Source organism: Thermogemmatispora sp., assembly GCF_019683755.1.
Classification (GTDB): Bacteria; Chloroflexota; Ktedonobacteria; order Ktedonobacterales; family Ktedonobacteraceae; genus Thermogemmatispora.
Genome location: NZ_JADGHT010000034.1, coordinates 1 through 22,846, shown reverse-complemented (window position 1 = coordinate 22,846; position 22,846 = coordinate 1). Strand labels below are relative to the sequence as shown.

16 protein-coding genes are annotated in these 22,846 nt (G+C 59.1%); 2 read left to right on the top strand and 14 right to left on the bottom strand.

The genetic code is table 11. The features are described from left to right. Positions 1-413: 413 nt before the first annotated feature. Positions 414-2,387 carry a hypothetical protein gene (locus tag IRZ24_RS04465; protein WP_297160749.1) on the bottom strand — a complete coding sequence of 658 codons (1,974 nt, stop codon included), beginning with the start codon at positions 2,385-2,387 and terminating at the stop codon, positions 414-416. A 680-nt stretch (positions 2,388-3,067) separates the two neighbouring features. On the opposite strand from IRZ24_RS04465, the gene mutS reads away from it, so the two are divergent. After that, positions 3,068-5,851, top strand: coding sequence for a DNA mismatch repair protein MutS (gene mutS / locus IRZ24_RS04460; RefSeq protein ID WP_297160748.1), 2,784 nt, complete (start codon positions 3,068-3,070; stop codon positions 5,849-5,851). Then, on the top strand, positions 5,848-7,650 hold the full coding sequence (gene mutL / locus IRZ24_RS04455) for a DNA mismatch repair endonuclease MutL (protein WP_297160747.1): 1,803 nt from the start codon (positions 5,848-5,850) through the stop codon (positions 7,648-7,650). The genes mutS and mutL overlap by 4 nt, the downstream gene beginning before the upstream one ends. Positions 7,651-7,696: 46 nt before the next feature. Here the strand turns inward: mutL and IRZ24_RS04450 are convergent, their stop codons facing one another. From IRZ24_RS04450 to recN, 13 genes are all read right to left on the bottom strand, one after another. After that, on the bottom strand, positions 7,697-8,497 hold the full coding sequence (locus tag IRZ24_RS04450) for a hypothetical protein (protein WP_297160746.1): 801 nt from the start codon (positions 8,495-8,497) through the stop codon (positions 7,697-7,699). Positions 8,498-8,595: 98 nt separating this feature from the next. Further along, complete coding sequence (locus tag IRZ24_RS04445; RefSeq protein WP_297160745.1) at positions 8,596-10,035, bottom strand: MFS transporter; 1,440 nt, start codon at positions 10,033-10,035, stop codon at positions 8,596-8,598. Positions 10,036-10,242: 207 nt separating this feature from the next. After that, entirely contained in the window at positions 10,243-10,479 is a 237-nt protein-coding gene (locus IRZ24_RS04440; RefSeq protein WP_297160744.1) for a DUF951 domain-containing protein, read from the bottom strand. Continuing rightward, positions 10,454-11,146: a nicotinate-nucleotide adenylyltransferase gene (gene nadD, locus IRZ24_RS04435; RefSeq protein ID WP_297160743.1), complete on the bottom strand. Its 693-nt coding sequence runs from the start codon at positions 11,144-11,146 to the stop codon at positions 10,454-10,456. The genes IRZ24_RS04440 and nadD overlap by 26 nt, the downstream gene beginning before the upstream one ends. A 64-nt stretch (positions 11,147-11,210) precedes the next feature. Continuing rightward, a complete protein-coding gene (locus IRZ24_RS04430) occupies positions 11,211-12,239 on the bottom strand; it encodes a mechanosensitive ion channel domain-containing protein (RefSeq protein ID WP_297160742.1) in 1,029 nt (342 codons plus the stop codon). Between the two features lie 81 nt (positions 12,240-12,320). Then, positions 12,321-13,046, bottom strand: a complete 726-nt coding sequence (locus IRZ24_RS04425) for a Maf family protein (RefSeq protein ID WP_297160741.1) — start codon at positions 13,044-13,046, stop codon at positions 12,321-12,323. Continuing rightward, positions 13,043-14,371 (bottom strand): class I SAM-dependent RNA methyltransferase, encoded by a 1,329-nt coding sequence (locus IRZ24_RS04420; protein WP_297160740.1) that lies wholly within the window; start codon positions 14,369-14,371, stop codon positions 13,043-13,045. Before IRZ24_RS04420 ends, IRZ24_RS04425 begins: the two co-directional genes overlap by 4 nt. Further along, on the bottom strand, positions 14,368-16,716 hold the full coding sequence (locus IRZ24_RS04415; protein ID WP_297160739.1) for a tetratricopeptide repeat protein: 2,349 nt from the start codon (positions 16,714-16,716) through the stop codon (positions 14,368-14,370). Before IRZ24_RS04415 ends, IRZ24_RS04420 begins: the two co-directional genes overlap by 4 nt. Positions 16,717-16,894: 178 nt before the next feature. Further along, the gene (locus IRZ24_RS04410; RefSeq protein ID WP_297160738.1) at positions 16,895-18,550 is read right to left on the bottom strand and encodes a hypothetical protein; all 1,656 of its coding nucleotides are present in this window, start codon (positions 18,548-18,550) and stop codon (positions 16,895-16,897) included. Between the two features lie 352 nt (positions 18,551-18,902). Further along, positions 18,903-19,373, bottom strand: a complete 471-nt coding sequence (locus IRZ24_RS04405; protein ID WP_297160737.1) for a GNAT family N-acetyltransferase — start codon at positions 19,371-19,373, stop codon at positions 18,903-18,905. A 39-nt stretch (positions 19,374-19,412) separates the two neighbouring features. Beyond that, positions 19,413-19,643 carry a hypothetical protein gene (locus tag IRZ24_RS04400; protein WP_297160736.1) on the bottom strand — a complete coding sequence of 77 codons (231 nt, stop codon included), beginning with the start codon at positions 19,641-19,643 and terminating at the stop codon, positions 19,413-19,415. Positions 19,644-19,937: 294 nt separating this feature from the next. Beyond that, the gene (locus tag IRZ24_RS04395; RefSeq protein ID WP_297160750.1) at positions 19,938-21,029 is read right to left on the bottom strand and encodes an FAD-dependent oxidoreductase; all 1,092 of its coding nucleotides are present in this window, start codon (positions 21,027-21,029) and stop codon (positions 19,938-19,940) included. Between the two features lie 62 nt (positions 21,030-21,091). Continuing rightward, a partial coding sequence (gene recN, locus IRZ24_RS04390; RefSeq protein ID WP_297160735.1) for a DNA repair protein RecN occupies positions 21,092-22,846 on the bottom strand: 1,755 nt, incomplete at its 5' end.

Below are 22,846 nucleotides of genomic sequence, written 5' to 3'. Positions count from 1 at the left end.
CTCTATCACTCCAGCTATATGGATAGCACATACAGGAGCGGCGTGCACTCCGGGGAGATCTCTCCAGTTGACCCATAGGAGCGCAGCGCTAGCCCTTGCCTCCGCCAAGCTTTCCCCTCTGGAACCGGCGGCCTCGGGAAAACTTGTACTGTCTCTTACCTCTCCTCTCCTCTCCTCTCCCTGTGGTCGAGCGCTTCCACAGGGGAGGTCAGGCCAGCGACAGATCCCACGAGGAAACAAGCCTAGAATGGCACCGATCTGAGAGTCAAGGTCTGCGAACCAGGGAACTAGCATCCCACTGCTGGATAAGAGGCAGGATCAGACTATTGCTTTGGAGAAGCGCTACTTCTCGCCTGACAGGCGACAATCGTATAGTTGGAGTAGAGTAAATATACACAACAACGTCGTTGCCCTTAATTCCCTGAAAGGGAGGCCAATCGAGTGCGAGCGGCAGCGCGCACGAAGCAATTGCCGTCGTGGGCCAAGATCTCCAGGAGTGGAGCTGGAGCAGCGGCATGCTGAGTCACAAGATAGCGCTCAACCCAGCGGCCGGATTCCGCAAATAGCTCTAGCAAAGCCGGCGGCAAATCTCTGCGTTGCAGCAATAGCGGACGCAGGCGAGAGGGTAGATCAGCCTTGATGATCTCTTCGCGGAGCGTCTCCAGCAAATAATCGAAGATTGGACCCTGGGCTTGCGCTACCATCTGAGGATGGGTGGCCACGGTGATCGCCACCTCGCTATCGTTCAAGCGCAGCAATTGCTCCAGCAGCGCCAGCGAAGCAGCAGGATGAGCAGCCACGGAACGGAGAATCTCAATGGGCGGAGCGCCTTCCTCGGTCGCGAGGGCAGTGCGTTGGCGACGCCACTCGCCCAAATAGCGGGCGGCAAGCCGCTCCAGCAAAGGACCAGGCAGTTGCGGCTGCTTGCTCAGGGCCAGATGGATATCGCGATCATCAAGCTCTAAGAGCCAGCTAGAAACATCGACGGGTGTATGCGGATTGCGGGCCAGGCCAGCCAGCAGGAGCCGATCGTTCGTGCTCGATCGTGCCAGAGAGCGTAGTCTTTCCGGCGTCAGGGCTGGATGTGAAGCGGCACAGCGACGAACCAACTCATGTGGATGCCTGCAAAGCTGCTCGACCAGTGCTGGAGGCAGACGCGGATTATTAGCCAAAGCAAGCACAACCTCGAGAGTGGGATCGTGCAAAAGAGGATCAATGAGCTTGACGGGCACAGCCGGATGAGCAGCGATAGCGGCTCGCACCTCGCTAGCATCATCCTCTGCCAAGCGTTGAAACCAGTGACTGTCGGAGGGCAGGTGCGCAGCGACAGCGGCCCGTACCTCGGGACTGGCGTCGTCAGCAAGGCGGTCGCGCACAGTATCCGAAAGAGCAGGATGACTGGCCACGGCCTGACGAACCTCGGGTTCTGCGCTGCTAGCCAGATGGGCCAGGGCCTCGGCTGGTAGCTGAGGGTGACGGGCCAGGCTGCTCAGTACTTCCCTGCTGGTATCCTCTAGCAGGATCATCAGGAGATCGGGGGGGGTCGCGCCATTAGCAGCGACGGCGCTGCGAATCTCAACCTCTGGCGCGTGCGCCAGCTCATAGAGCAGCTCAGATGAAAGGGTTGCTTGTCTAATAGTTTCCGCGCGTACTGGTGCCAGACCCTCCCTGGCTAGTTTCTCCCGCGTTTCCTGGTGCATACGAGGAAGACAGACCCGCAACAGTTGACGCCAACAGGTATCGTAAGGCTGATAGATGCCTTCAATTACCCAGGGGTAGAGATCTGGCAGGGCCAAGGCCAGGAGCACCAAGGTCGAGCTGAAAGAGCGAGGATAAAGGCCAACCTGGCTGCTGCGCCGCTCATAGTCAGCCACCGCCTCGCTGGCAATCTGCTGCCACTGCTTGTTAAACTCATCAATTTCTCCGGCAATTGCCACATGCCACTGTAAAGCCCACATCGTTTCATCGGAGAACCAGCGAATGCGGCTGAGGTTCACATCCTCATTGAGCCAGCGCAGCCAGAGCAGAGGCGTCTCTTCGCAGCGAAGGAGCTGCAGCCACGCCTGAGGCGATGCCTGCTTGATGAAATCCGGCTGCGTCAGATTCAGGAGAGGTAAAATGGGATTGGCCAGAAATTCATGAGGAAATTCACGGGCCAGCTCCAGCAGGAGATCGAGCGAAGTATTAGGATTACGCGCTACAGCCCGACGCACACTCAAATCGCGTTCTCTGCTGAGCTGCTCCAAAACAGCGGGCGGTGTCGCCGGATTGGCAGCGACCAGCGAACGCAAAGCCGGCTGTTGGCTCAACTCTGCCAGCCGCTCCGGTGCTGTCTCGAGGCTTTGGGCCTCAGCAACCAGCTCGGGTGGCACAGGTTCAGTTGTCATGAGCGAAAAGATCCATCACTAGCTTTGTGACCCCGTACTCGACTGTCAGCATCAGGGCAAGGCACGACGGCTGGTGGCATCAGAAGTAGCAAAGCAAGAACAGGCGGCGCAAGCACAGCCCCTGATTGGCTTGCCGGCAGGCCTCCCGAAAGTAGGTGAGTGACTAGAGAAATACTATAGACCACAGAGCAGTCTCTGTCAATGCAACGACTGGCCGGACCGATGAGGGCCAGCTTACTTCACTGCCCTAACCTAGAGACAAGCCGAGTCAGAGCAGGGATAGTGATCGGCAACTGAGGCTAGGAACGAGGCTCATGCCCTCGGAAGGGACCTAGCGGGTCTACGGTACAGGCTGCGACGACCTGCGGCACGAGTGAGAGGACTCTTTCGGTAGTCTTCTTGCCTGTGGGTGTATCATCGGGATGGAAGCGGGGTAACCCACATGGAAGCGGAGCATCTGAGAGAGCTCCAGGGGGGAGGAGACCTCCGCCTTCGCAAGCCCTTGATCTCTGCTGCATACTCGCGAAGCTAGCTAGGGAATCTCCTCGTCAAGTTGCTGCTCGGACAAGAGAACCCGCATGACTTCAGTCACTACACAGTGGCGCAATCACCTTGGAATATGCTATAGTACAGACGTTCAGTCGAGGTCTCCTATGGCTTGGCAGGAGGAGAAGAGAGCGGTGAAGGTCACACCGGCACGGCGTCAATATTTGCAGATCAAGAGCCAGTACCCCGATGCAATTTTGCTCTATCAGGTGGGCGATTTCTACGAGACCTTTGATGAAGATGCGCGTATCGCTGCCCGCGAGCTGCAGATTGTGCTGACGGCTCGCAACTATGGTGAGGAGCGTGTGCCGCTGGCTGGGATTCCGATGCACGCGCTTGAAAACTACGTGGGCAAGCTCATTCAGCGGGGCTATAAAGTAGCGATCTGCGATCAGGTCGGCGAGGTTGGTCACGGTGTGGTAGATCGCGCCGTGACGCGTATCCTGACGGCTGGTACGCTCTCTGAGCCGAATCTCTTGCCTGCGCGCCAGAATAATTATCTGGTAGCTATTGCTTCTTCGCGTCAGCAAACGGGACTAGCGGTAGTCGATGTCAGTACCGGTGAGTTTAGCGTAACCTGGTTTACGCCGGCGGAGCTGCCGGCGGCTCTCGAGGCTGAATTGCAGCGTCTGGCCCCTTCTGAGTGTTTGTTAGCTGAGGGCACAAGTCGCGAAGCCTATCGTTTCCCCTCGCAGACAGTGACTATTACCCCGTGTCCGCCCCATTTCTTCGATGTTGAGGCGGCTCGCACACGCCTCTGTCGCCATTTTGGGGTGCAGTCGCTCGACGCCTATGGCTGCGCTGGCGCGCCCCAGGCGATTGCTGCCGCCGGTGCGATCGTTGCCTACCTGGAGAAGATGAATACAGCTCTGCTCTCGCTGTTAACGGGTCTCCACTCCTACCAGACGACCAGCTATATGGTGCTTGATGCCCACACACAGCGCAACCTCGATATTCTGCAAGGCTCGCGCAGTGGAACCACCCAGGGGAGCTTGTTAGGCGTACTTGATCGCACCTTAACCCCGATGGGGGCACGCTACCTGCGCCGTATGCTAACGCAACCGCTGCTTGATCTGACGCTGCTCAATGCCCGTCTGGAGAGCGTCGAGGAACTGTATGACAGTCCTGCGCTGCGTAGCCGCATTGCTGCCTGCCTGCAGAGTCTGGGTGATCTGGAGCGTTGTGCGGGGCGAGTGCGCCAGGGGACGGCGACCCTGCGTGAAGTCCAGGGTTTGCGGAACTATCTAGAAGTTATCCCGCGTCTGCGCGAGTTACTGCAAGGTTGCCAGTCTCCTCTGTTACAAGAGATTGCTGCGGAGCTAGATGACTGTCCCCAGGTACGCGATTTGATTGCTCGGGCCCTAGTTTCCGAGGGGCAGGCGGAGGATGGAGCCGAACATGGACGGCTAATCCGTGCGGGCTTTCATCCCGAGCTAGACGCCTTGATTGCTTCGATCCGTGATTCGCGCCTCTGGATGGCGCGACTGGAGCCACAGGAGCGCGAGCGCACCGGTATCAAGTCCCTCAAAGTCGGCTATAACAAGGTCTTCGGTTACTATATCGAGGTCAGCAAGGCTAATCGGCATCTAGTGCCTCCTGACTATGAGCGTCGCCAGACCCTGACCAACGCTGAGCGCTACATTACTCCTGAGCTGAAAGAGCACGAGGCGCGCATTTTGAATGCCGAAGAGCGTATTGAAGAACTTGAGCGCAGCATCTATGCCGATGTCCTGCGTCAATTGGGCCTCTTCTATGGCCAGATTATGACAACGGCCTCAGCGGTAGCGCGGGTCGACGCCCTGCTCAGCCTCGCCGAGGTGGCTGCCCACTACGGCTACGTGCGGCCTGTGCTTGAACAGGGGCATGTGCTCGAGATCGTCGGCGGGCGTCATCCCGTGGTTGAGCGCAGCCTGGACGGCGATGTCTTTATACCCAATGATACCCATCTCGATGGCGATGAGGGCGAGCGCATCCTCTTGTTGACCGGGCCAAATATGGCCGGCAAATCGACCTATCTGCGTCAGGTGGCCCTCATCACCTTGCTCGCCCAGATTGGCAGTTTCGTCCCCGCCAAAAGCGCGCGCATCGGCCTGGTAGACCGCATCTTTACCCGCGTTGGTGCCGAGGACGACATTGCCTCGGGTAAGAGCACCTTCATGCTGGAAATGGAGGAGACCGCTGCCATTCTGCACCATGCCACACGCCATAGCCTGATTGTGCTTGACGAGATTGGGCGCGGCACGAGCACCTACGACGGCCTGGCCATTGCTCGCGCGGTAGTGGAACATCTGCATTCGGTGATTGGTGCACGCACGCTCTTCGCCACCCACTATCATGAACTGGCGGCGATGGCCAACGAACTGCCCCATTTGCGGGTCTATACAATGGCGATCAGTGAAAGCGAGGAGGGTGACATCGTTTTCCTGCACCGCGTCACTCCCGGTTCCATCGGGCGCAGCTATGGCGTCCATGTGGCGCGTCTGGCTGGCATGCCGCCGAGCGTTATTCGACGTGCTCAAGAGGTACTGAAGGCGCTAGAAGTGGGCCAGCATGCTCCAGGTCAAGTAGCCGGTGTGGCCCTCGTGACTGGCGCTCTGCCCATCTCCACCGCTGCCCCAGTCGCAACGTCAACCTCTGACAGCAACGGCCACCATTACCGCAGCGATCGTGGAGGGCAAGCTGCCACCGTGGCAGAACGAGGAACAAGCGCTGTTGCCGGTGCTCAGGGCCAGGGGCTGGTGCTCGCCTATGCCTGGCAGAGCGAAGAAGGGCGGCGACTGGCCTCCCTCCTTGAGCAGCAGGAAGCGGACGGTGCCTTGCTTGACCAGATCGATATCTGCGCAATCACGCCGCTTGATGCCCTTAATCTACTCTTTCTCATGCAACGCAAGCGATATCAACAGAGAAAGGCGCTATGAGTCGCTCGGATTCATTCTCGCCAGATATAAGTCAGTGCTTCTTATCTGAGCCCGTGCCGCTCCCGCCCCGTGCTCCTATTCGTCAGCTTCCCGCGGAAGTGGCAGAACGCATTGCTGCCGGCGAAGTGATCGAGCGTCCGGCGTCGGTAGTCAAAGAGTTAGTAGAGAACGCCCTTGATGCCGGAGCCAGAGAGATCCGCGTTGAGATTCGTGAGGGAGGTCTACGTCTCATTCGGGTTAGCGACGATGGTCAGGGAATGCCCGAAGAGGACCTGGAGCGGGCCTGTGCTCGTCACTCCACTAGTAAGATTGCGCGCGTCGAGGATTTAGAGCATCTGAATACCCTGGGATTTCGGGGTGAGGCCTTAGCCAGTATCGCCGCCGTCTCTGAGCTGACCCTACTCAGTCGGCCCATTGAGAGCGAGGTCGCTGGCCAGGAAGTGCCAGCGGCCTGGATTACAGTACGTGGCGGTGAGCTAGTGCAGCGTGGTCATCGTGCACGCCCTCACGGCACCACTGTCACTGTACGTGAACTCTTCTACAATGTGCCGGCGCGCTTGAAGTTCATGCGCAGCGCTCGCAGCGAAGCCGGACACATCTTGCAGCTTCTCTATCGTTATGCTGCCGGGTATCCTGCAGTACGCTTTAGTCTCAGCATCGAAGAGCAATCCTTGTTACAGACCAGCGGTAGTGGTGATCTGGCCACCACCCTAGCCGAACTCTACCGCCTCCCGCTGGCCGAGCTGCTGAGTCCCATTGAGGTGGAAGAGGAAGGGGTCAAGCTCTTTGGCTACGTGGGTAACCGGGTCCTGGCTCAACCTAATCGGCAGCATGTCATGCTCTTCATCAATGGGCGGCCTGTTCAGATACGGACGCTACAAGAGGCTTTGGAAGCCGGCTATCGCCCGCTGCTTGCCAAAGGACGCCATCCTTTGCTGGTGCTCCATCTGCAACTGCCGGCTCAGGAAATCGATGCCAATGTTCACCCGGCTAAAACTGAGGTGCGCCTGAGGCGTGAACGCGAGCTGGTGGCGCTGCTCACTCGGAGCGTGCGGGCCGTACTCGAACGCAGTCCTGCACTCCCCGCCGAGAGCACCTGGCCAGGCCCGGCGGATGTCTATCAGCCGCGCTTGCCGGGGCCACGTCGGCGGGGCCTGCGCGTCCTCGAAGCCAGTGAGCACTATCGTAGCGCAGGCAATCTGCCAACGCCTGCCGAAATGCTGGTTGCTCTGCGTCCTCTGGCTCAGCTCCAGGAAGCTGTCATTCTGGCTGAGGCGCCTGATGGCAGCCTCTATCTCATCGATCAGCACCGCGCCCATGAACGCATTCTCTATGAGCACCTGCGCAGCCATAGTGCTGGCAGTGAAAGGGCTGAAGGCCTGGCGGCGCGCCTCTTGCTTGAGCCGGTGGTCTTGGAGTTAAAAGGCTGGCAGGCGGAGCTACTAGAGCAACGTCTGCCGATTCTGACCAGCCTAGGCCTGGATTGCGAGCATTTCGGCGGGCGCAGCTTCCTTGTACGCTCGGTCCCAGAGGGCATCGGCGATAGCGAGCAGCTTGCTGCCCACCTGCGCGAGCTGGTAGAGATCGCCCTTGAAGACAGCGAGGACTGGAAAGACCGCTTATTGATTGGACTGGCATGTCGCTCGGCTCTGCGCCGAGGGCGCGTCCTGAGCCAGGGAGAGCAAGAGGAGCTACTCCATCGCCTGGCCCAGACTGCGGCGCCGGCAGTCTGTCCTCATGGCAGTCCGGTCCTGCTGCACTATAGCCGGACCTTCCTCAGTGAAAAATTCGAGTGGTAAGCTGATCCACTGGCTGAGGTAGCCTGAGAGGGAAGGGCTTAAAACCTTACAAGAGGCGATTGAGCAGGTCAGCCATAATGAAGATCACGAGATCGAGGGCCAGGAGAGCCAGCAGGGCGAAATCAATGTGGAGGGCTACGGAGGCGATTCCCTGCAGCAGGGCCTCGTTAAAAACGAGCAGATGCGTATACCAAAGCACTGCAAGCGTCAGCCCGGCCAGGAGCAAGAGGCCCGTCAGTAGCCAGCGAGCACCGCGCCAGTCCTGAGAGCTTGGCCAAAGCTCGGCAGTGATGGTCAGAATCAAGTAGGGAGCAAAGAGCAGAGTCCACCAGGGCCAGCCTGGCCGGATCAGTTGCAGGCGCACCTCCCAGATGTTGTAGCCCGTGGCGACCCAATAGAGAAAGATAATCGCCCCGATGCCGCCAAGCAGAGGCGCGATCGCACTTAAGCCGTCACCGATATGGCTGATCAGGCGCCCGGGCGGACGCACATACTGCACCTCGCCAAGCTGCAGCGCTTGAGGCATCCCGCGCTGCAACATGCCATACGGTTTTTCCTGTATTAGTGGCTTGATACGAAAAAGCGTAATTTTAGTAATCCGAAAACCGAAAGGTCTGAAAAGAAGCACGACGAAAGCGTGGCAAAGTTCATGGAGGATGACGCCGGGGGCATTCATCCAGAACCAGATTAACAGGCCCCGCTCGCCAAGCAGGCGATAACCGATACGATCGACGCGCTGCCGCAGAGCGCGACAGATCACGCGAAGCAAGACAAAAAGCACAAAAACGCCAGCAATCAACAGCCAGGGTTCATAAGGCTTGATCTGAGCAGTCAGGGCAGGGTCCATGAGCATTGCCTCAGCGTTGGTCGACAGCGCGACGGCCTCTCACCACTATTGTAGGGAAGGATCTGGATGAACGTCAATAGGGCCATGTTTTTCAGAGATCAGCGGCTAATCTCATCGGTTTCCACCTCAAGCTCCTCATGCCCGTATTCATCTTCCGACTGCTCCTGCAAACACGGAGCCGGAGGATAACGGCGCTCATAGAAGAAGCCCCAGAGTGCGAAGAGCAAGATAGCCAAAGACAACAGATAGATCACGCGATCGATGCCGAGCAGATCGGTTGCCGCACCCGTCAGCAGAATCACCGGAATTGTCCCGGCGTTATAGAGCATCAACTGCAGCGCCAGCACGCGGCCCTTAATCCACTCAGGTGTTTCCTCCTGGACGCGTGTCTGAGCAGGGATATTAATACAATCCAGGGCAATGCCACCCAGAAACATAATCAGGGCAGCGCAGCCCAGGAAGAGGGGATGAGTATTCCAGCCCACCGGCTCGAGGCTCCGTGCGATTAACGTTAACAATGGCAAGAATAAAATGATCAGAGCGAAGCCCAGGCAACCCAAGAAGATTGAACGAGATATACCGAGGCGGCGCGTAATACGGGGCATAAAGAGCGAGCCTAGAACCAAGCCGATGCCAGCGGGAGCGAAGACGAAAGCCAGAGTATCGGCAGGGAGCAAGAACAGCCGTGTAACCAGGGCAGTTGCCAGCTCGGCCACCAGCGAGAGCAGGATACCGGCAAACGATAGCTGCACCACAGCCAGCAACAGGGGCTTATTCTGGCGAATAAAGAGCCATCCTTGGCGCATCTCACTACCGATATTGCCGAACAGACTGAGCGATTGCGTAGCCAGGTCCTCATCGGAAGAGCCGGAGCGACGAGAAGCGTGCTGCTCAAAAGCGCGAGCAGGGATCAGTAAGATCAGGCCTGCGCAAACCAGATAGAGCAATCCAATCAAGAAATAGAGGGTCTCCACCGGCTGTACAGTGAGAGAAAAGAGCCGAAAGGGAGAGAGCAAGCTCAGCACCAGCGGGGCGAAAATAATCATCCCCAGGGCCATCGAGGTCATAAAAGTGATATTAAAAAGAGCCAGTGCGGGCATCAGCTCATCTTCCTCGACCAGTAAAGGAATCGTCGAACTCTCAGCGGGCGTAAAGAACTGGCCGATGCTCGAAATTAGGAACGTCAGCAAGTAGGCGGGGATCAACTGCCTCGAGTCGATCAGCAGCGAGATGACAAAGCCAAAGCTTGCAATAGCGCGCAAGCAATTACTCCCCCATAGAATCAGCCGCTTATCGAAGCGATCGACAAAGACCCCAGCGGGGGCGCTGAAGAGCAAGGCCGGCAAGCTGAAACTTATGATAGCCACGCCGACCAGCGTGGTCGACCCCGTGACCTCCTCAACCAGGACCATAATGGCGTAATTCGAGGCGTTGAGGATAGTCATCGAAATCAACTGAGCGAGCCAGAGGTAGACAAAGTTTCTCTTCCTGAGAAGTGTCTTAAAGCCTCCCCCTTGCTTGGACCTGGCAACAGCCATAACATCTCTCCCAAATCTGCTAGCTTCGAAGTCAATACGGAGCAGCGACCAAGATCAGGAGCCTAGCCGTTGACCTGACCATGCGAGAAGGCGAGCCGATGGCAACGCTCTCCCCGGCTGGTCCGGTCCAGACCAGTGCAGACCGCTACGGGGGCCGCTCTCCCGATCTCATCCGGTGCAGGCAGACTGGACCTGTCTGCGATGGGCCTAGAAGGCCGCAGGCGCATTCGGATCAGTGTCTGGCGGAGTCAAAGGCGGCAGGCGCTCCTTTGTGCGGCGCTCCACCTCCGAGCGAGGCAGCAGCACACGTCGACCGCAGGTTTCACAGCGTAGACCGATATCGGCGCCCAGGCGTACCACCTGCCAGGTTGATCCACCGCACGGATGGGGCTTTCGCAGGCGCAAGCGGTCCCCAAGCTCAAGATGCATGGGCATCTTGGACATAGCTGGACCCTCCCTCTGCTGGTTCATCTGACATCAACTCGCGATAGAGCCGGTGCTCTGCAATATACGCCTCGACACTCTCGGGTGTTTGATACTTGATCGGACGTCCCTCAGCCACGCGCCGGCGCAGGTCGCTCGCCGAAATGGAGAGAGAGGGAGCATTGACCACGCGCAGCCGTTCGCGGATACTTGGCAGACGCTTTTCCAGGGTGGCGAGCAGCTCTTCTGGCGGGCGGTAGCCCGGGCGGCCTACCGCTACCAAGCAGTTAAGCTGTGCCAGAACGCCGGCAGCGTTGTACCAACTCGCAAAGTCGGCCAGGCTATCGGCGCCCAGAATAAAGGCAAAATAGGCCTCTGGTCCCCAGCGCTCGCGCAGCAGGCGCAGTGTCTCCACCGTATAGGAAGGGCCTGGCCGCTCAATCTCGATCTCGCAGATAGAGAAGGCTGGGTTAGACGCGATGGCCAGCCGCAACATAGCAAGGCGATGTGTCGCGGGAGTGACCGGGCGGTCCGGCTTGTGGGGGGGGTGCCCGGTGGGAATAAAGACCACCTCAGAGAGGGCCAGCGTCGCCCGCACCTCCTCGGCAATCACAAGGTGTCCATAGTGAATCGGGTCAAACGTTCCTCCCAGCAGACCAATGCGCCTCACAGCTTGCGTCTGTCCCATAGGTGAAAGAAACTCCTCTCAGCAACAATTGTAGGCGACGCGTCCACCTGGCTGAGCTACTCTACTAAATGGCACCGGCGGATTCCTTGACCGTTAACTCCGCCTCAGCAAAGGCGCTACGCAGGGCATGGAGGGCGTCCGCAATCACGCCACTCTGGCCGTGTACGATCCAGAAACGAACCGTCAAGGTCACTGCCTCGCGCGTATAGCCACTGATGGTGGCCACTGGCTCCGGCTTGGGGATAATCTCATCAATCTCGCGCAGGATGCTCAGAATACGTGCGGGTGTTTGCTCGCGATCGTACTGCTCCTGTGGCACCGTTATTGTCAAGGTAACGCGACGTTCACCGTAAAAGGTGTTATTAATGACCGTAGTGCTAAAAATACGAGCATTGGGAATCGTCACTTCCTCGCCACTGACCAGGCGCACCTTGGTGGCACGTAGCTGGACATCTTCCACGCGTCCAGTGAGAGTACCGGCGGTGCCGCCCTCGATGCTGATCTCATCTCCAATATGAAAAGGGCGCTCGACCAGGATATAGAAACCCGCTACCAGGTCTTTGAGGATATCCTGGATGGCGAAAGTAAAGGTCACCGCGATGGTGCCCAAAATAGCTAGGGGCGTTTCGATCGAAAGATGCCAGAGGGCCAAAATCCAAAAGATGGCGATGCCCAGCACCACAAAGCTGAGCATGCGCCCGATCAGTGTTCGCGTGTTAATATCGATGCGGTTCTCCGCCAGATTGCGGATCGTAATCTTACTGACCGTGCGACCGACGCCGATTCCAAGCACCAGGATAAAGGCGCTCAAGATGACGGTCCACACATCTCCCATGTAGTTGGCCAGCTTCTCAATCGCCAGATTACTGGCAATATTGTGCCAGAGTTGCTGGACATTGCTGATACTCCAGATGCTAATGATCACAACCACCCCGAGCGCCAGCATCAGCAAGATAACCATTACACCCAATGTCTCGACCAGCCAATCATCCAGCACGGTCCTACGTAGGCGCTCTACCAGCAGGCGACGTAAAAAAAAGCCCGCCGCTCCTGCAATTAGGAGAGTCAGGATCGAGTAGATTAGCTGTTGCACCTGGATTCCCATTGCACAACTCGCGTCCGGCTCTTGACCTGCCCTGAAACGAGCGTGTGATGTGTATTACTTCGTCGCAAATTATATCATACTCTTCCCTGGTTGCAGCAGGCAGCGCTCTGACCAGGGACAGAGGTGACCTGGCTGCGACTTGGCCAGCCCTGTTGGCGGTGTTGGCAAAATCAAGCCGCTGGCCTGCAAGAGTGCGCTCAGCGTGCAGAGAGGAAAGCCGACAACATTAAGGTAACAGCCGGCGATGCGTTCGGGTAGCTGGAAATCGGGATTCTGGATGCCATAGGCGCCAGCTTTATCGAGAGGGTCACCACTGGCAATATAGGCCTCGATCTCCTCCTCGCTATAAGAGCGCATCAGCACCGGTGTTACGCATTGGCTGCTCCTGATCACTGCTGGCTGCTGGCCCTGGGCTGGGAGTGCAATCGCCACTCCGGTGACGACCTGGTGCCAGCGTCCGCGCAGCCGCCGTAAGATGGAGCGGGCGTGATCGGCGTCATGTGGTTTCCCCTGAGAGACCCCATCGAGGATAACGGTCGTGTCGGCAGTGACGACGAGGCAGCCGGCGGCTTCGGGAAGCGTCAGCGCGGCCTCTGCCTTACGCTCGGCCAGCCAGCGCCCAAGCTCCTCGGCAGGACCGGCGTAGCCTCTCTCAAGCTGCTCCTCGTCAAGAGGAGGCACTGCTACTTTGAAAGGCAGGCCCAACTGGGCCATCAGTTGGCGCCGGCGCGGCGATGCCGATGCCAGTAGCACGACTGGTAGCCGCTGTCTCCCTTCACAGCTCCTCTCTTTCATGCCTGCCTCTCCAGAATCGCAACACATTCGATATGGCTGGTCTGAGGAAACATATCCAGCGGCTGTACTGAGAGCAGTCGGTAAGTGGCCTGACGCTGACAGAGCACCTGGAGATCGCGGGCCAAAGTTGAGGGATCGCAGGAGACATAGACGATTCTCGTTACCGGATGCTGGAGCAAGGCCTCCAGCACCACCTCTTGACAGCCAGCCCGTGGTGGGTCAAGCACCAGGCCATCAAGCTGGCCTGCCAGGGTGGGCAGCAGATGCTCCACCTTCCCTTTCAAGATCTCGACATTGCTGACGTGGCGCAGGTTCCATTGGGCATCTTGAAGGGCACTCGGCGACTCCTCGATGGCATAGACCTTGGCTGCATAGCGAGCCAGAAGCAAGGCAAAGGTGCCCACACCACAGTAGGCATCAGCAAGCACTGGTCGGCGTTCCGGCAAAGAAGAAGCCAGCGCCTTTGCCTGGAGTAGGCCCTCAATAACTAGGCGAGCCATCTTTTCGGCCTGGGCTGTGTTCGTCTGGAAAAACGAGCTGGGACGAATGCGGAAAGTCTCTCCAGAGAGGCGCTCCTCAATGGCCTCTGTATGAACCTCAATACCGGCCTGGCTCAGTTCCTCAGCGATCTCCGGCGCCGGTGCAGGCTGAATGAGTACCTGGCCGGTGGCCGTACCGCAGCGTACCAGGACCTGGGGACGCGGGTTGGTGTGACGCGCCAGCACGCCCAAAACGGCGTTAATCCGCTCGTGAGCGATGGGACAGGTGCTGAGTGGCAACACGCGATGACTGCCGCGCGCAGTTAATCCCGGCTGCCCCTCGCGATTGACAGAAAAGCGCATATGATTGCGATAGTGCCAGGGCACCTCACATGGCTCGGTTGGGCGCACGATCTCACCTAGCTCTGAGGGGTCGAAGCCGCCGATCTCCTGCAGCAGGCCAGTGACCACCTCGCGTTTCCAGGCAAGCTGAGCATCGTAGCGCATATGCTGTAGCTGGCAGCCGCCGCATGTGCCAAAAACCGGGCACGGCGCTGGCACTCGGAGAGGAGAAGCCTCGTGGATAGCGCTGATCCAAACGCGGGGTGGCAACTGCCGACGAACACGCCGCTGCCGCTTGGCGGGGGCCAGCTCTTCAATGGCAATGGTCACGCGCTCGCCGGGCAGGCCGGCGGGCACCTCCACCACGCGCGACCGACCAGCGGCAGCCTCACCTGCCTCGTTCGCCATCTCCAAGACGGGAATCTCCGCCTGCGCCAAACCGGAGCGTGTCAGTGGTCCCAAAGTCACCGTATGGTAGGTCAGCGAACGCTCTGCCTCCATCATCGCTGTTTCCTGCGCTCAGATAACATCTCGCGTGCAGCCTGCACACTGGGCAGACGCCGATCAAGCCGCTCGGCCTCTTCCAGGAAGCGCTGAGCCTGGCGCAGTTCTCCCTGCTCGGTAAGGACCATTGCCAGGAGCGCCCGTAGATGGGCCGACTGAGGTAACTGCTTCAAGCCTTCTTCCAGTACTGTTCGCGCCTCCTCAAAGCGCCGTTCCTCGACGGCCAGGTCTACCAGCTCGCTATACGCCTGCAGATCGGCAGGATGGTAGCGGAGGGCGCGCTGTAAGCTCTCGCGGGCCTCGGCCCGCCGACCGAGGGCACGCTGTGTATGGCTTAATACGAGCCAGATGCCTGGGTAGTCGGGGCTGAGCGAGGCGGCCCGTTCATAGTGCTGTAGCGCCTGTGACTGCTCTCCGCGTGCACTGGCGATCGTGCCTAGCGCGGCCTCGATAATGGTCTCCTCGGCCCGATTAGGGGTAAGGGCCTGTGCCTGGGCTAGCAGCTCCTCAGCCTCTTGCAGGACCTCCGGCGGTGGTAGAGGCTTTGCCCTATGCTGAAGCTTCATTTGTGCCAGCAGAGCATAGCCGAGGGCCGTCGGGCGCAAAGACAGGGACTCCTGCAGATGCTGCTCTGCCAGTTCATCAAAGCGCTGACTACGCTCCTTCAATCCCTGTTGCTCGAAAAGAGTGGCTAGACTATCCTCGGTCATGGCCAGCTCTCGCAAGGCATCGGCGCGTCGGCCCGGAAAACGCTGGGCGAGGCGCTCCAGATAGACCATTGCCCGCTCACCATTGCGCAGAGCGGCAGCATGGTTATAGGCATTCTCGACCACCTGCTGATCCAGCGAGAGACGCACCATCAGTGCATCGTCATAGTGCATAGCCTGTGTCAGGCGACGTGTAACCTCTTCCAGCAGCACCTGCGGATCGGGACGGTCCAGCAGTGAAATGCTTTTCAAGAGAGCCTCTCGCTGCTGGGCTGAGATCTCCCGCACGCGGTCGTCGTGCTCCTTGATGCGCTGTTGCAGCTCAGGTATAGGCAGCCCTTGAGCGCGTGCTCCCTCATCGGTCATCGTATGAATACGCCAGGCCTCTTCCTGGCGCAACAGCGTGTAGCTGGTCCAGAACCAGTGGCGGCCCGTCTCCTTATTCACCGCTGTGCCCATTGCCATCTCTGGCAAAGTGCCGCTCAAAGGAGTCTCGCTTAGTTCCAGCGACCAACCGATCTCGACCAGCTTACGCGGGCCGCGGCTAGAGAGCGTGCTGCCCGGCAGCCAGAGACCGCTTTGTGGTTGCTCGCTCTCGGTCACAAAGCTGACCGTCAGGCGGGCGGGCTGCGCCTCATTGGCCCAAGCGCGACGGCGTTCAATCCACTCGTCGCGGCTCAATCCCTCGCGCAAGGGACTCTGCGGTGTCAGCAAATCATAGGCCAGCCCGAAGTCGCCCAGCGACCAGGCGCCGATAAAGGTCAGCGCCAGCTCTTCCGGGTCCAGGGACGACTGAATGAAAGTCAGGCCACGATCCTCACCGACCTCAGCCTCGGGAGCCTCCAGCAATAGCTGACGGATCAGTGGCGCATGGTAGCGATAGCCTTCGGGCAGCTCCTGCTTGCGCCAGCGGCTCACCCCCAGCGCCTCTTCCAACAGGCGGCGTCCCTCCGCTAGCGTACACTCGCAAAAGCGAGCTTCCTCCAGACGCGCGGTCAGCTCAGTGAGCCGCGACTCAATGCGGCGTTTGCTAGCGCGCTCTACCTGGCAATCTCGTACCCCCTGCTGCCAGAAATCTAGCGAGAGGGCGATCAAACGCGCCTCATTGTAGTCATAGCCCTCTTCCCAGCCAAGAAAGAGCTGGACTTCACCTTGCTCGCGTGTCTGAGATACCAGCCCCTTCCAGAAGCGCGGGGGGTGGGACTGGAAAGCTGTAGGCTGCTCGCGTGGCGGCTGCCATTGAGGGTAGATGCGGACCCCTTCCAGGCGAATTAGCGAGCGCTTGGCCTCTTTCCGACACTCCTTCTCAGGGCTGTAATGATAGAGAGCCTGCAAGAGATCAGCGGCGTCCTGCTCGCTCCAGCGGGACCCTCCAACTGAGGCAAGCGCCTCTGACGCTTGCTCCTGGCGGCCCCTTTTTTCCGCCATTGCCTGTGGTGTCTGCGCCAACTCCTTGACCAGAGCAAGCTGAACACTCACAGGGGCGGACGTGATAGGAGCTAGCGCGGCCTCAATCTCCTGCTGGCTCTGACTGCTGCGAAGCTGCTCGACCAGGCTAGAGACCTGTGTGAGCAGGCTCTGAAGGCGAGCCTGATCTTCCACAGACACAGGGCTAGCGATATCTTTCTTACGTGCCATATGAGTAGTGTTCTGCTCCTCCCCTCGCGGCGACATACCTCTGTCTCTGTTGGGAGGATTGTATCACGTCTGGGAGGGAGGCGTCGAGATCTCAGCTGCTGGCAGTCAGACAGGCTAGCCTGAAACCGCCCTCCCTGCTGGCTGCTCTGCCGGTAGCAGTCAAGCCAGCCCAGCTTGACTAGCGTGACTGCCGCTGCAACGGCAGCGCTGGGAACGTCTCGACCGCGGGCAGGCTCGCTAACAGTCCTGACCCAGCAGACGCTGGTTGCAGAGCAGCTCGTCCGCTCAGAGCCGGCAGCGGTCGCTGCTCGCCCAAGACCGGGAAAGGCTCGCCGGAGCCGGGACGTTGGACGGGATGATGCTCGCGCCCGCGCCCGCGCACGGTCGCCTTGCGCCGCAGGCGCGCCACCTGTAGCACGAAGAGAGGAAACGCCGCGCAGTAGAAGTAAGATGAGAGGCTACGCCAGGCGAAGAAGAGAGGCACCACGGCCAGGAAGAAGGCCGCCTCTGGACGTGAGCGGCAGATCTGCCAGTACCAGATCAGCGCCGCCGCCATCGCGATTAGCTCAAAGACAAGATAAACCTTTTCAGGCAGGTAGGGGATCAGATGAGTGGCGCTCAGGTTGATGATCCCTACCCCCAAGGGAAACATCGGATCATTGAGGGGAGCTAGTACACCAGCCACAAAGGCGCCCGGATTCCAGACAATAAAAGGCAGATTCACCGTCAGCGCCGTCAAAGCAGCGATTCCCAGGCGCCGCACTGCCTCCCACGGCTGGTAGAGACGCCAGACCATGATCAGGTAAAAGGGAGTTGAGAACCAGGCCGGTTGCTTAGTAGCAATGGCCAGACCCAGCAAGAGCGCCGAGAGCCAGCCGCGCTCACGCAGGAGCCAGGCGAGCAGCAGTAACAGGCAGCAAAAAATATCGAGATTGGCGCCTGTGGTCGAAACCCACATGGGGACATTAGCCAGGCCCAAGAGCAAGACCCAGGGGCGCAACTCCTGACGGGCTACACGCCAGGCGATGGCGATAATCAGCAGATAGCTCAACAAATACAGAGGGAGTACATTCACAGTGCGTAAGGGAGAATGTAGCAGCACAAAAGGAACAAGGGTCAGAAACGACAGCGCAGGATAGCTGACCTTGCCTTCAAACTCAGGAGCCTGACCACTTTTGAGGGCGGCCGAGAAAGCCGCCTCTAGCTCAGCATCCGAGGGATAGTCCAGGCGGTTGGCAAAGCGGCCCTGACGCAGGGGAGTGGTCCACTCAGGTTGGATGGCAAAGGTGCGCGCGATGCTCACAAAATTCGAATCGCTGTAGGGATTATGTCCCGAGAGCAGAAGGGCAGCGGCATTAGTGTCCAGCGTCGTGCCGTCGTTGGTAAATTCAGGGGGGAGAAAGCACATCACGATGCCACGACCTAGCTCCACTACCCCTACCAGGCTCGTCAACAAGATAAGAATCAGCACAATACGCTGCCAGCGACGTGGAAAAGGATAACTCAATGTTCGCTGCTGTGACCGGCGAGGTAATGGGCGCAGGGCCATCAACATGGCGGCAAAGCTCCCTAGAATAAGCCCCAGGGGAATAAGCGAGCCATAGGGGAGCAAGTAAGGCATATAAAGACGATGATCGATCTCATTGAGCGCTTGCAGGATGAGAGCGATGCCGATCCATACGGCACGTTCCTGCTGGGCGCGGACCATGTAATTGTCGGGGCTTTGATCCTCAGTAAAGAAGAATCGTAACCAGCTGCGTCTGGCTGTGGTGGCCTGCGTGGCCTGCTGCTCGCACGCCTCCAGGGACGGGGGCAGTAGGGATGGCTGCACCATAGCGTTCCACTTCCCTCCTGATACTGTTGTAAGGCAAACCTGTTGTATACTCGTGCGTATGACAGGACCACTACCCAACCGGCACCGGGAACCTGTGGGAGACGGCCTGGTCTGCTCTCAGCTCTCCGGTCTGGCGCGCAGGCCATCCCGTCGAATTATGGAGGCCGGGGCGGCCAGAGAGCGGGCGGGGCAGGGCTTTCTCTGATGTTTCCCCAACCTGAGTCTTACAACGAAGAGGAAGAGCCGGGCGTCACAAATTGCCGTGGGGCTGGGGAAGCCACCCCGTCTTGCAGAGATGGGGCCGTGGGCGATCCACCACCTGCAAGCTGGCAGCCAGCAAGGGGGAATCAGACTAGAGGGGAAGGCGATAATACAGCTCTCGGTGCTGCAACTGGAAGCCGAGCGACTCGTAGAGGCGGATGGCCGGTTTATTCTCTTCCCAGACGTGCAGATCGAGCGCCTCTAACTGCTCCTGTTGGCGAGCAAAGTCAATGATATGCTGAAGCAGTTGGCGAGCCAGGCCACGCTGTCGGTACTCCGGGAGCACCACCACCCGGCGAATATAGCCGGTACGACTCCCTTCGCTACCGTCGGCGGGCGGCAGCATCAACTCAGCCTTGGCCACTGCTCGCCCTTCCAGTTCCCCAAGAAAAATCAAGCCGCGCTCGTGTGTTGAGGGGTCAACCGAGCCGAAATACTTCTCTAACTCGCGATGGATATTGCGCGTAGGCGAGGTGCCGAAGCGATCCAGGTATGCGATGCTCTCGATATCCTCCATGCGGGCCAGGCGAATCACAAGCGAGGTTGCGCGCTCCTCTACCATACGTTCCCTGTGAGCACCAGCGATGCTCTCACGGCATGGCTAGCGTTGGGTTTGCCTGGCCCGGCTGCTGTGCCGCTCCTGCTCGTCTCCTGTCTTTTTGCGCGGCAGCAGCAAAATAGAAACCAGAGCATAACCTGCGCAGCCCAAGAGCATCAGAGCATAGATAACATCTTCTGTGCTTGTGCGATTCGCCAATTGCCAGAGGCCCCACCACAGAAAAGCTGCAAAGACAAGAAACAGCAACACAGTACTGAGAAGGGTCTTACTCATCGTCTCACATTCCTTACATCAGCTAGTACTGGCCGGCTGATTGTCGTCGCTAGCTATTTGGCCGTCGCTCCGATGGGACAGGAGCAGGCGGGCACAGACAGGTGCGAACTAGTCTAAGAAAAAGGCTCGTGCACTCTGGGGTAGCTGCCTGACCGGTGCCTCTTGTTGGTGGTAGCGTCTCAGAGTAGACACATTCGCCGCCAGTATGCGGCCAATACTCGCTAGTATTGTAGCATATCCGTCCAGGCGGTGCCAGCCAGTCGCTCAGGGGATCTGGCCAGTGACAAAGGCGGGCTAGCGGCGATGAGCCAGGAGGCGTAGAGCGCTCTCCTGTCCTTGAGCCAGCGCCAGATGCGCTCGTCCGCCGATGAAAGCGTCGCCGCTGAAGAAAAGCCTGTAAGGAGCGCTTGTGCCATGCACGGCCTCTGCATCCAGCAGAGTTTCTGGCTCGGGGAGGGCTAGGGGCCAGCGCTGAACATCGTAGAAATCTGGCTTTGGCAACTGTTGCCCCAGGAGATCAGACAGCAGGGCAGTTGCCCTTTCGGCCAGGGCCTGGTCGTCCCACGACCAGTGTGCACGGCTGTAGTCTGGGGCGAGCTGAACAATGAGCAGGGTCCACTCAGGAGGAACACGCGTGGGGCCCTTTTCCTCCTCGCGTGCCAGCCAAGAGATAGGATGAGCTTTATCGCTGTTGACAAGGGCATAATAGGGAGTGGGTGGCAGAGTTCTCCGAGGCCAGGCCAGGGCCAGTGACAGCAAAGGACGGTAGCGGGCGCGGCCCAGTTCAGTGAGCAGTGTTTGCTGCAAAGAGTGGGGCAGCTCGCTGGTGGTAATCAGGGCTGCGGCTTGCGGTGCAGGTGCTGTCACCAGCACGTAAGGCACCTCGGCCACAATCTTAGCCGCGTCGGAGAAGAGGAGCCAGCTCTGACCCGTATAGGCAAGCCGTGTAATTTCACAGCCGGTGTAGACCGGCAGCCCGTGCGCCATCAGCTGAGCCAGAGTCAGCAGGCCATGCTGATAGGTCCAGCGCGGTATGGAATTCAGACGAGGATCACCCTCGTGAATGCGATTCTGGCTATCGAAGGTCCAGACAGGCTTAGCGATAGCAACCAGCTCGGGGGTGGCAAAGCGTTCCAGCAACAGAGCATCGCTCACGGGCGCTTGGCCGTGAATATACTGGGCACCTGGATCAAAGCAGAAACCCGAGCGCATGCGCGTCGTAGCTCGCCCTCCCACCTGCTCCTCACGCTCATAAAGCACCACTGACAAGCCGTGATCGCGTAGCACATGGGCCGCAGCCAGGCCAGAGAGGCCTGCACCGATCACAGCCACCTCAGCCTGTCCGGTTCTCTCTTGCTCTCTCATAATCTCCGGCCTGCCCTGCATATTATGCACCTTCAGCTCCCTTTCTGCCTCAAGCGTAGTGCTGACCAGCCGGCGCATTGTGTTTAGCGGGTCTGGACCTGAGAAGCATTGCGAGTGGCTGTCTGGTCCTCGGCCTGGCCAGAGACCTGACTTTCGAGCTGGCGCAGCCAATTCTCTTTCCAGAGCTGGGAACGTGCCAGCAACTCTTCGGCGCTCTTTAGGGAAAATTCGCTCACATTCCCGCCCATGATATGAGCGATCTCGCGTACTCGTTGCTCGGGGCGCAGCTCATTCACGATCGTAATGGTTCGTTCACCCAGGACCTGCTTATTGACGTTAAAATGCAGATCGGCGAAAGCCGCGATCTGGGGCAGGTGGGTGACACAGATCACCTGGTGGTTACGGGTCAGCATCCACAGCTTTTCTGCCACCACCTGACCGCTACGCCCACTGATGCCCGAGTCGATCTCATCGAAAATCAAAGTAGGGGTAGCATCGGCTCTGGCCAGGATCGTCTTCAAGGCCAGCATCAAGCGTGAAGTTTCGCCGCCCGAAGCGATTTTAGTCAGAGGCTTCAGCGGCTCACCTGGGTTCGGAGCGATCAAAAACTGCACGCGATCAATGCCAGTAGCGTCGCAGGCATAGAGCATCTCGGGCTGACCGTTGATACTGGCCGGCACGCCATCGGGATCAGGCTCCTGGAGAATCTCCACGGCGAAGCGAGCCCGTTTCATATTCAAATCATCGAGCTGCTCTTCCATCGCGCTGGCCAGGCGAGCGGCGGCGGCGCGGCGGCGCTCCGACAGCTCTTGCGCGATGCGTCCGATCTCGCGGCGCAGCTCTCGATCCTCTTGCTCCAGCCTGCGGATATGCTCCTCGCGATTCACGATGCGGTCAAGCTCCTGGCGATCCTCCTCAGCGCGTCTGAGAATCTCCTCAATGGAGGCACCATACTTCCGTTTCAGGCGAGCGATCAGATCGAGGCGCTCCTCAATTTCGGCCAGGCGGGCCGGATCATCCTCGATATCGGCCTCATAGCTACTAATGGCGGCGGCCACATCTTCCAGGCGATAGATAGCCTCCTCTAGATTGGTCTCCTGCTCAGCGAGAGTCTTATCGAGGCGTGCCAGCTCATTGAGAGCGCGCGAGGCGCTGCGCAGGAGATCGAGTGCTGACTGAGTAAAATCGCCTGCCAGATCCGAGCCTTTGATGGCCCCATAGACCAGAGCACACAGCTCGCGCATACGCTCTGCGTTACTCAGGACCTTCCGTTCCCGTTCCAGCTCCTCGATCTCGCCGGGCTGCAGTTCGGCTTTCTCGATCTCCTCGATCTCAAAGCGCAGGAACTCGGCGCGGCGGCTTTCGTCACGCTCGGTTTGCTGTAATTGCTGCAGATTCTTGCGCACCATGCGCCACTCGCTGACGCGTGCCGCCAATTGCTCGCGCAAGGGCAGCAGCTCGGCGTAGCGATCCAGAAAGTTGACATGCTGTTCCGGGCGCAGCAGGCTCAAGTGCTCACTCTGGCCGTGGATGTCGATCAGCCAACTGGCCACCTGCTGCAGCACATGCTGAGAGACAGCGCGTCCATTAATACGGGAGACCGTGCGTCCCGAGCGGAAAATATCGCGTGAAAGGATCAGGGTGCCATCCTCGGGCTGGAGGCCGTACTCTTGAAGCAAGCTGGCGAGGGCCAGGCGAGCATCGGCGCTGGAGAGATCAGTGCGCAGGCGTTCCAGGCGGCGGCTCTCAGCCTGTTCTATAGCGGCATAGAGCGTATCGCCACTAGGGACCGCTTCTTCCTCCTCCTCCTCTGCTGTGCGAGCCAGACTCTGGAAGCC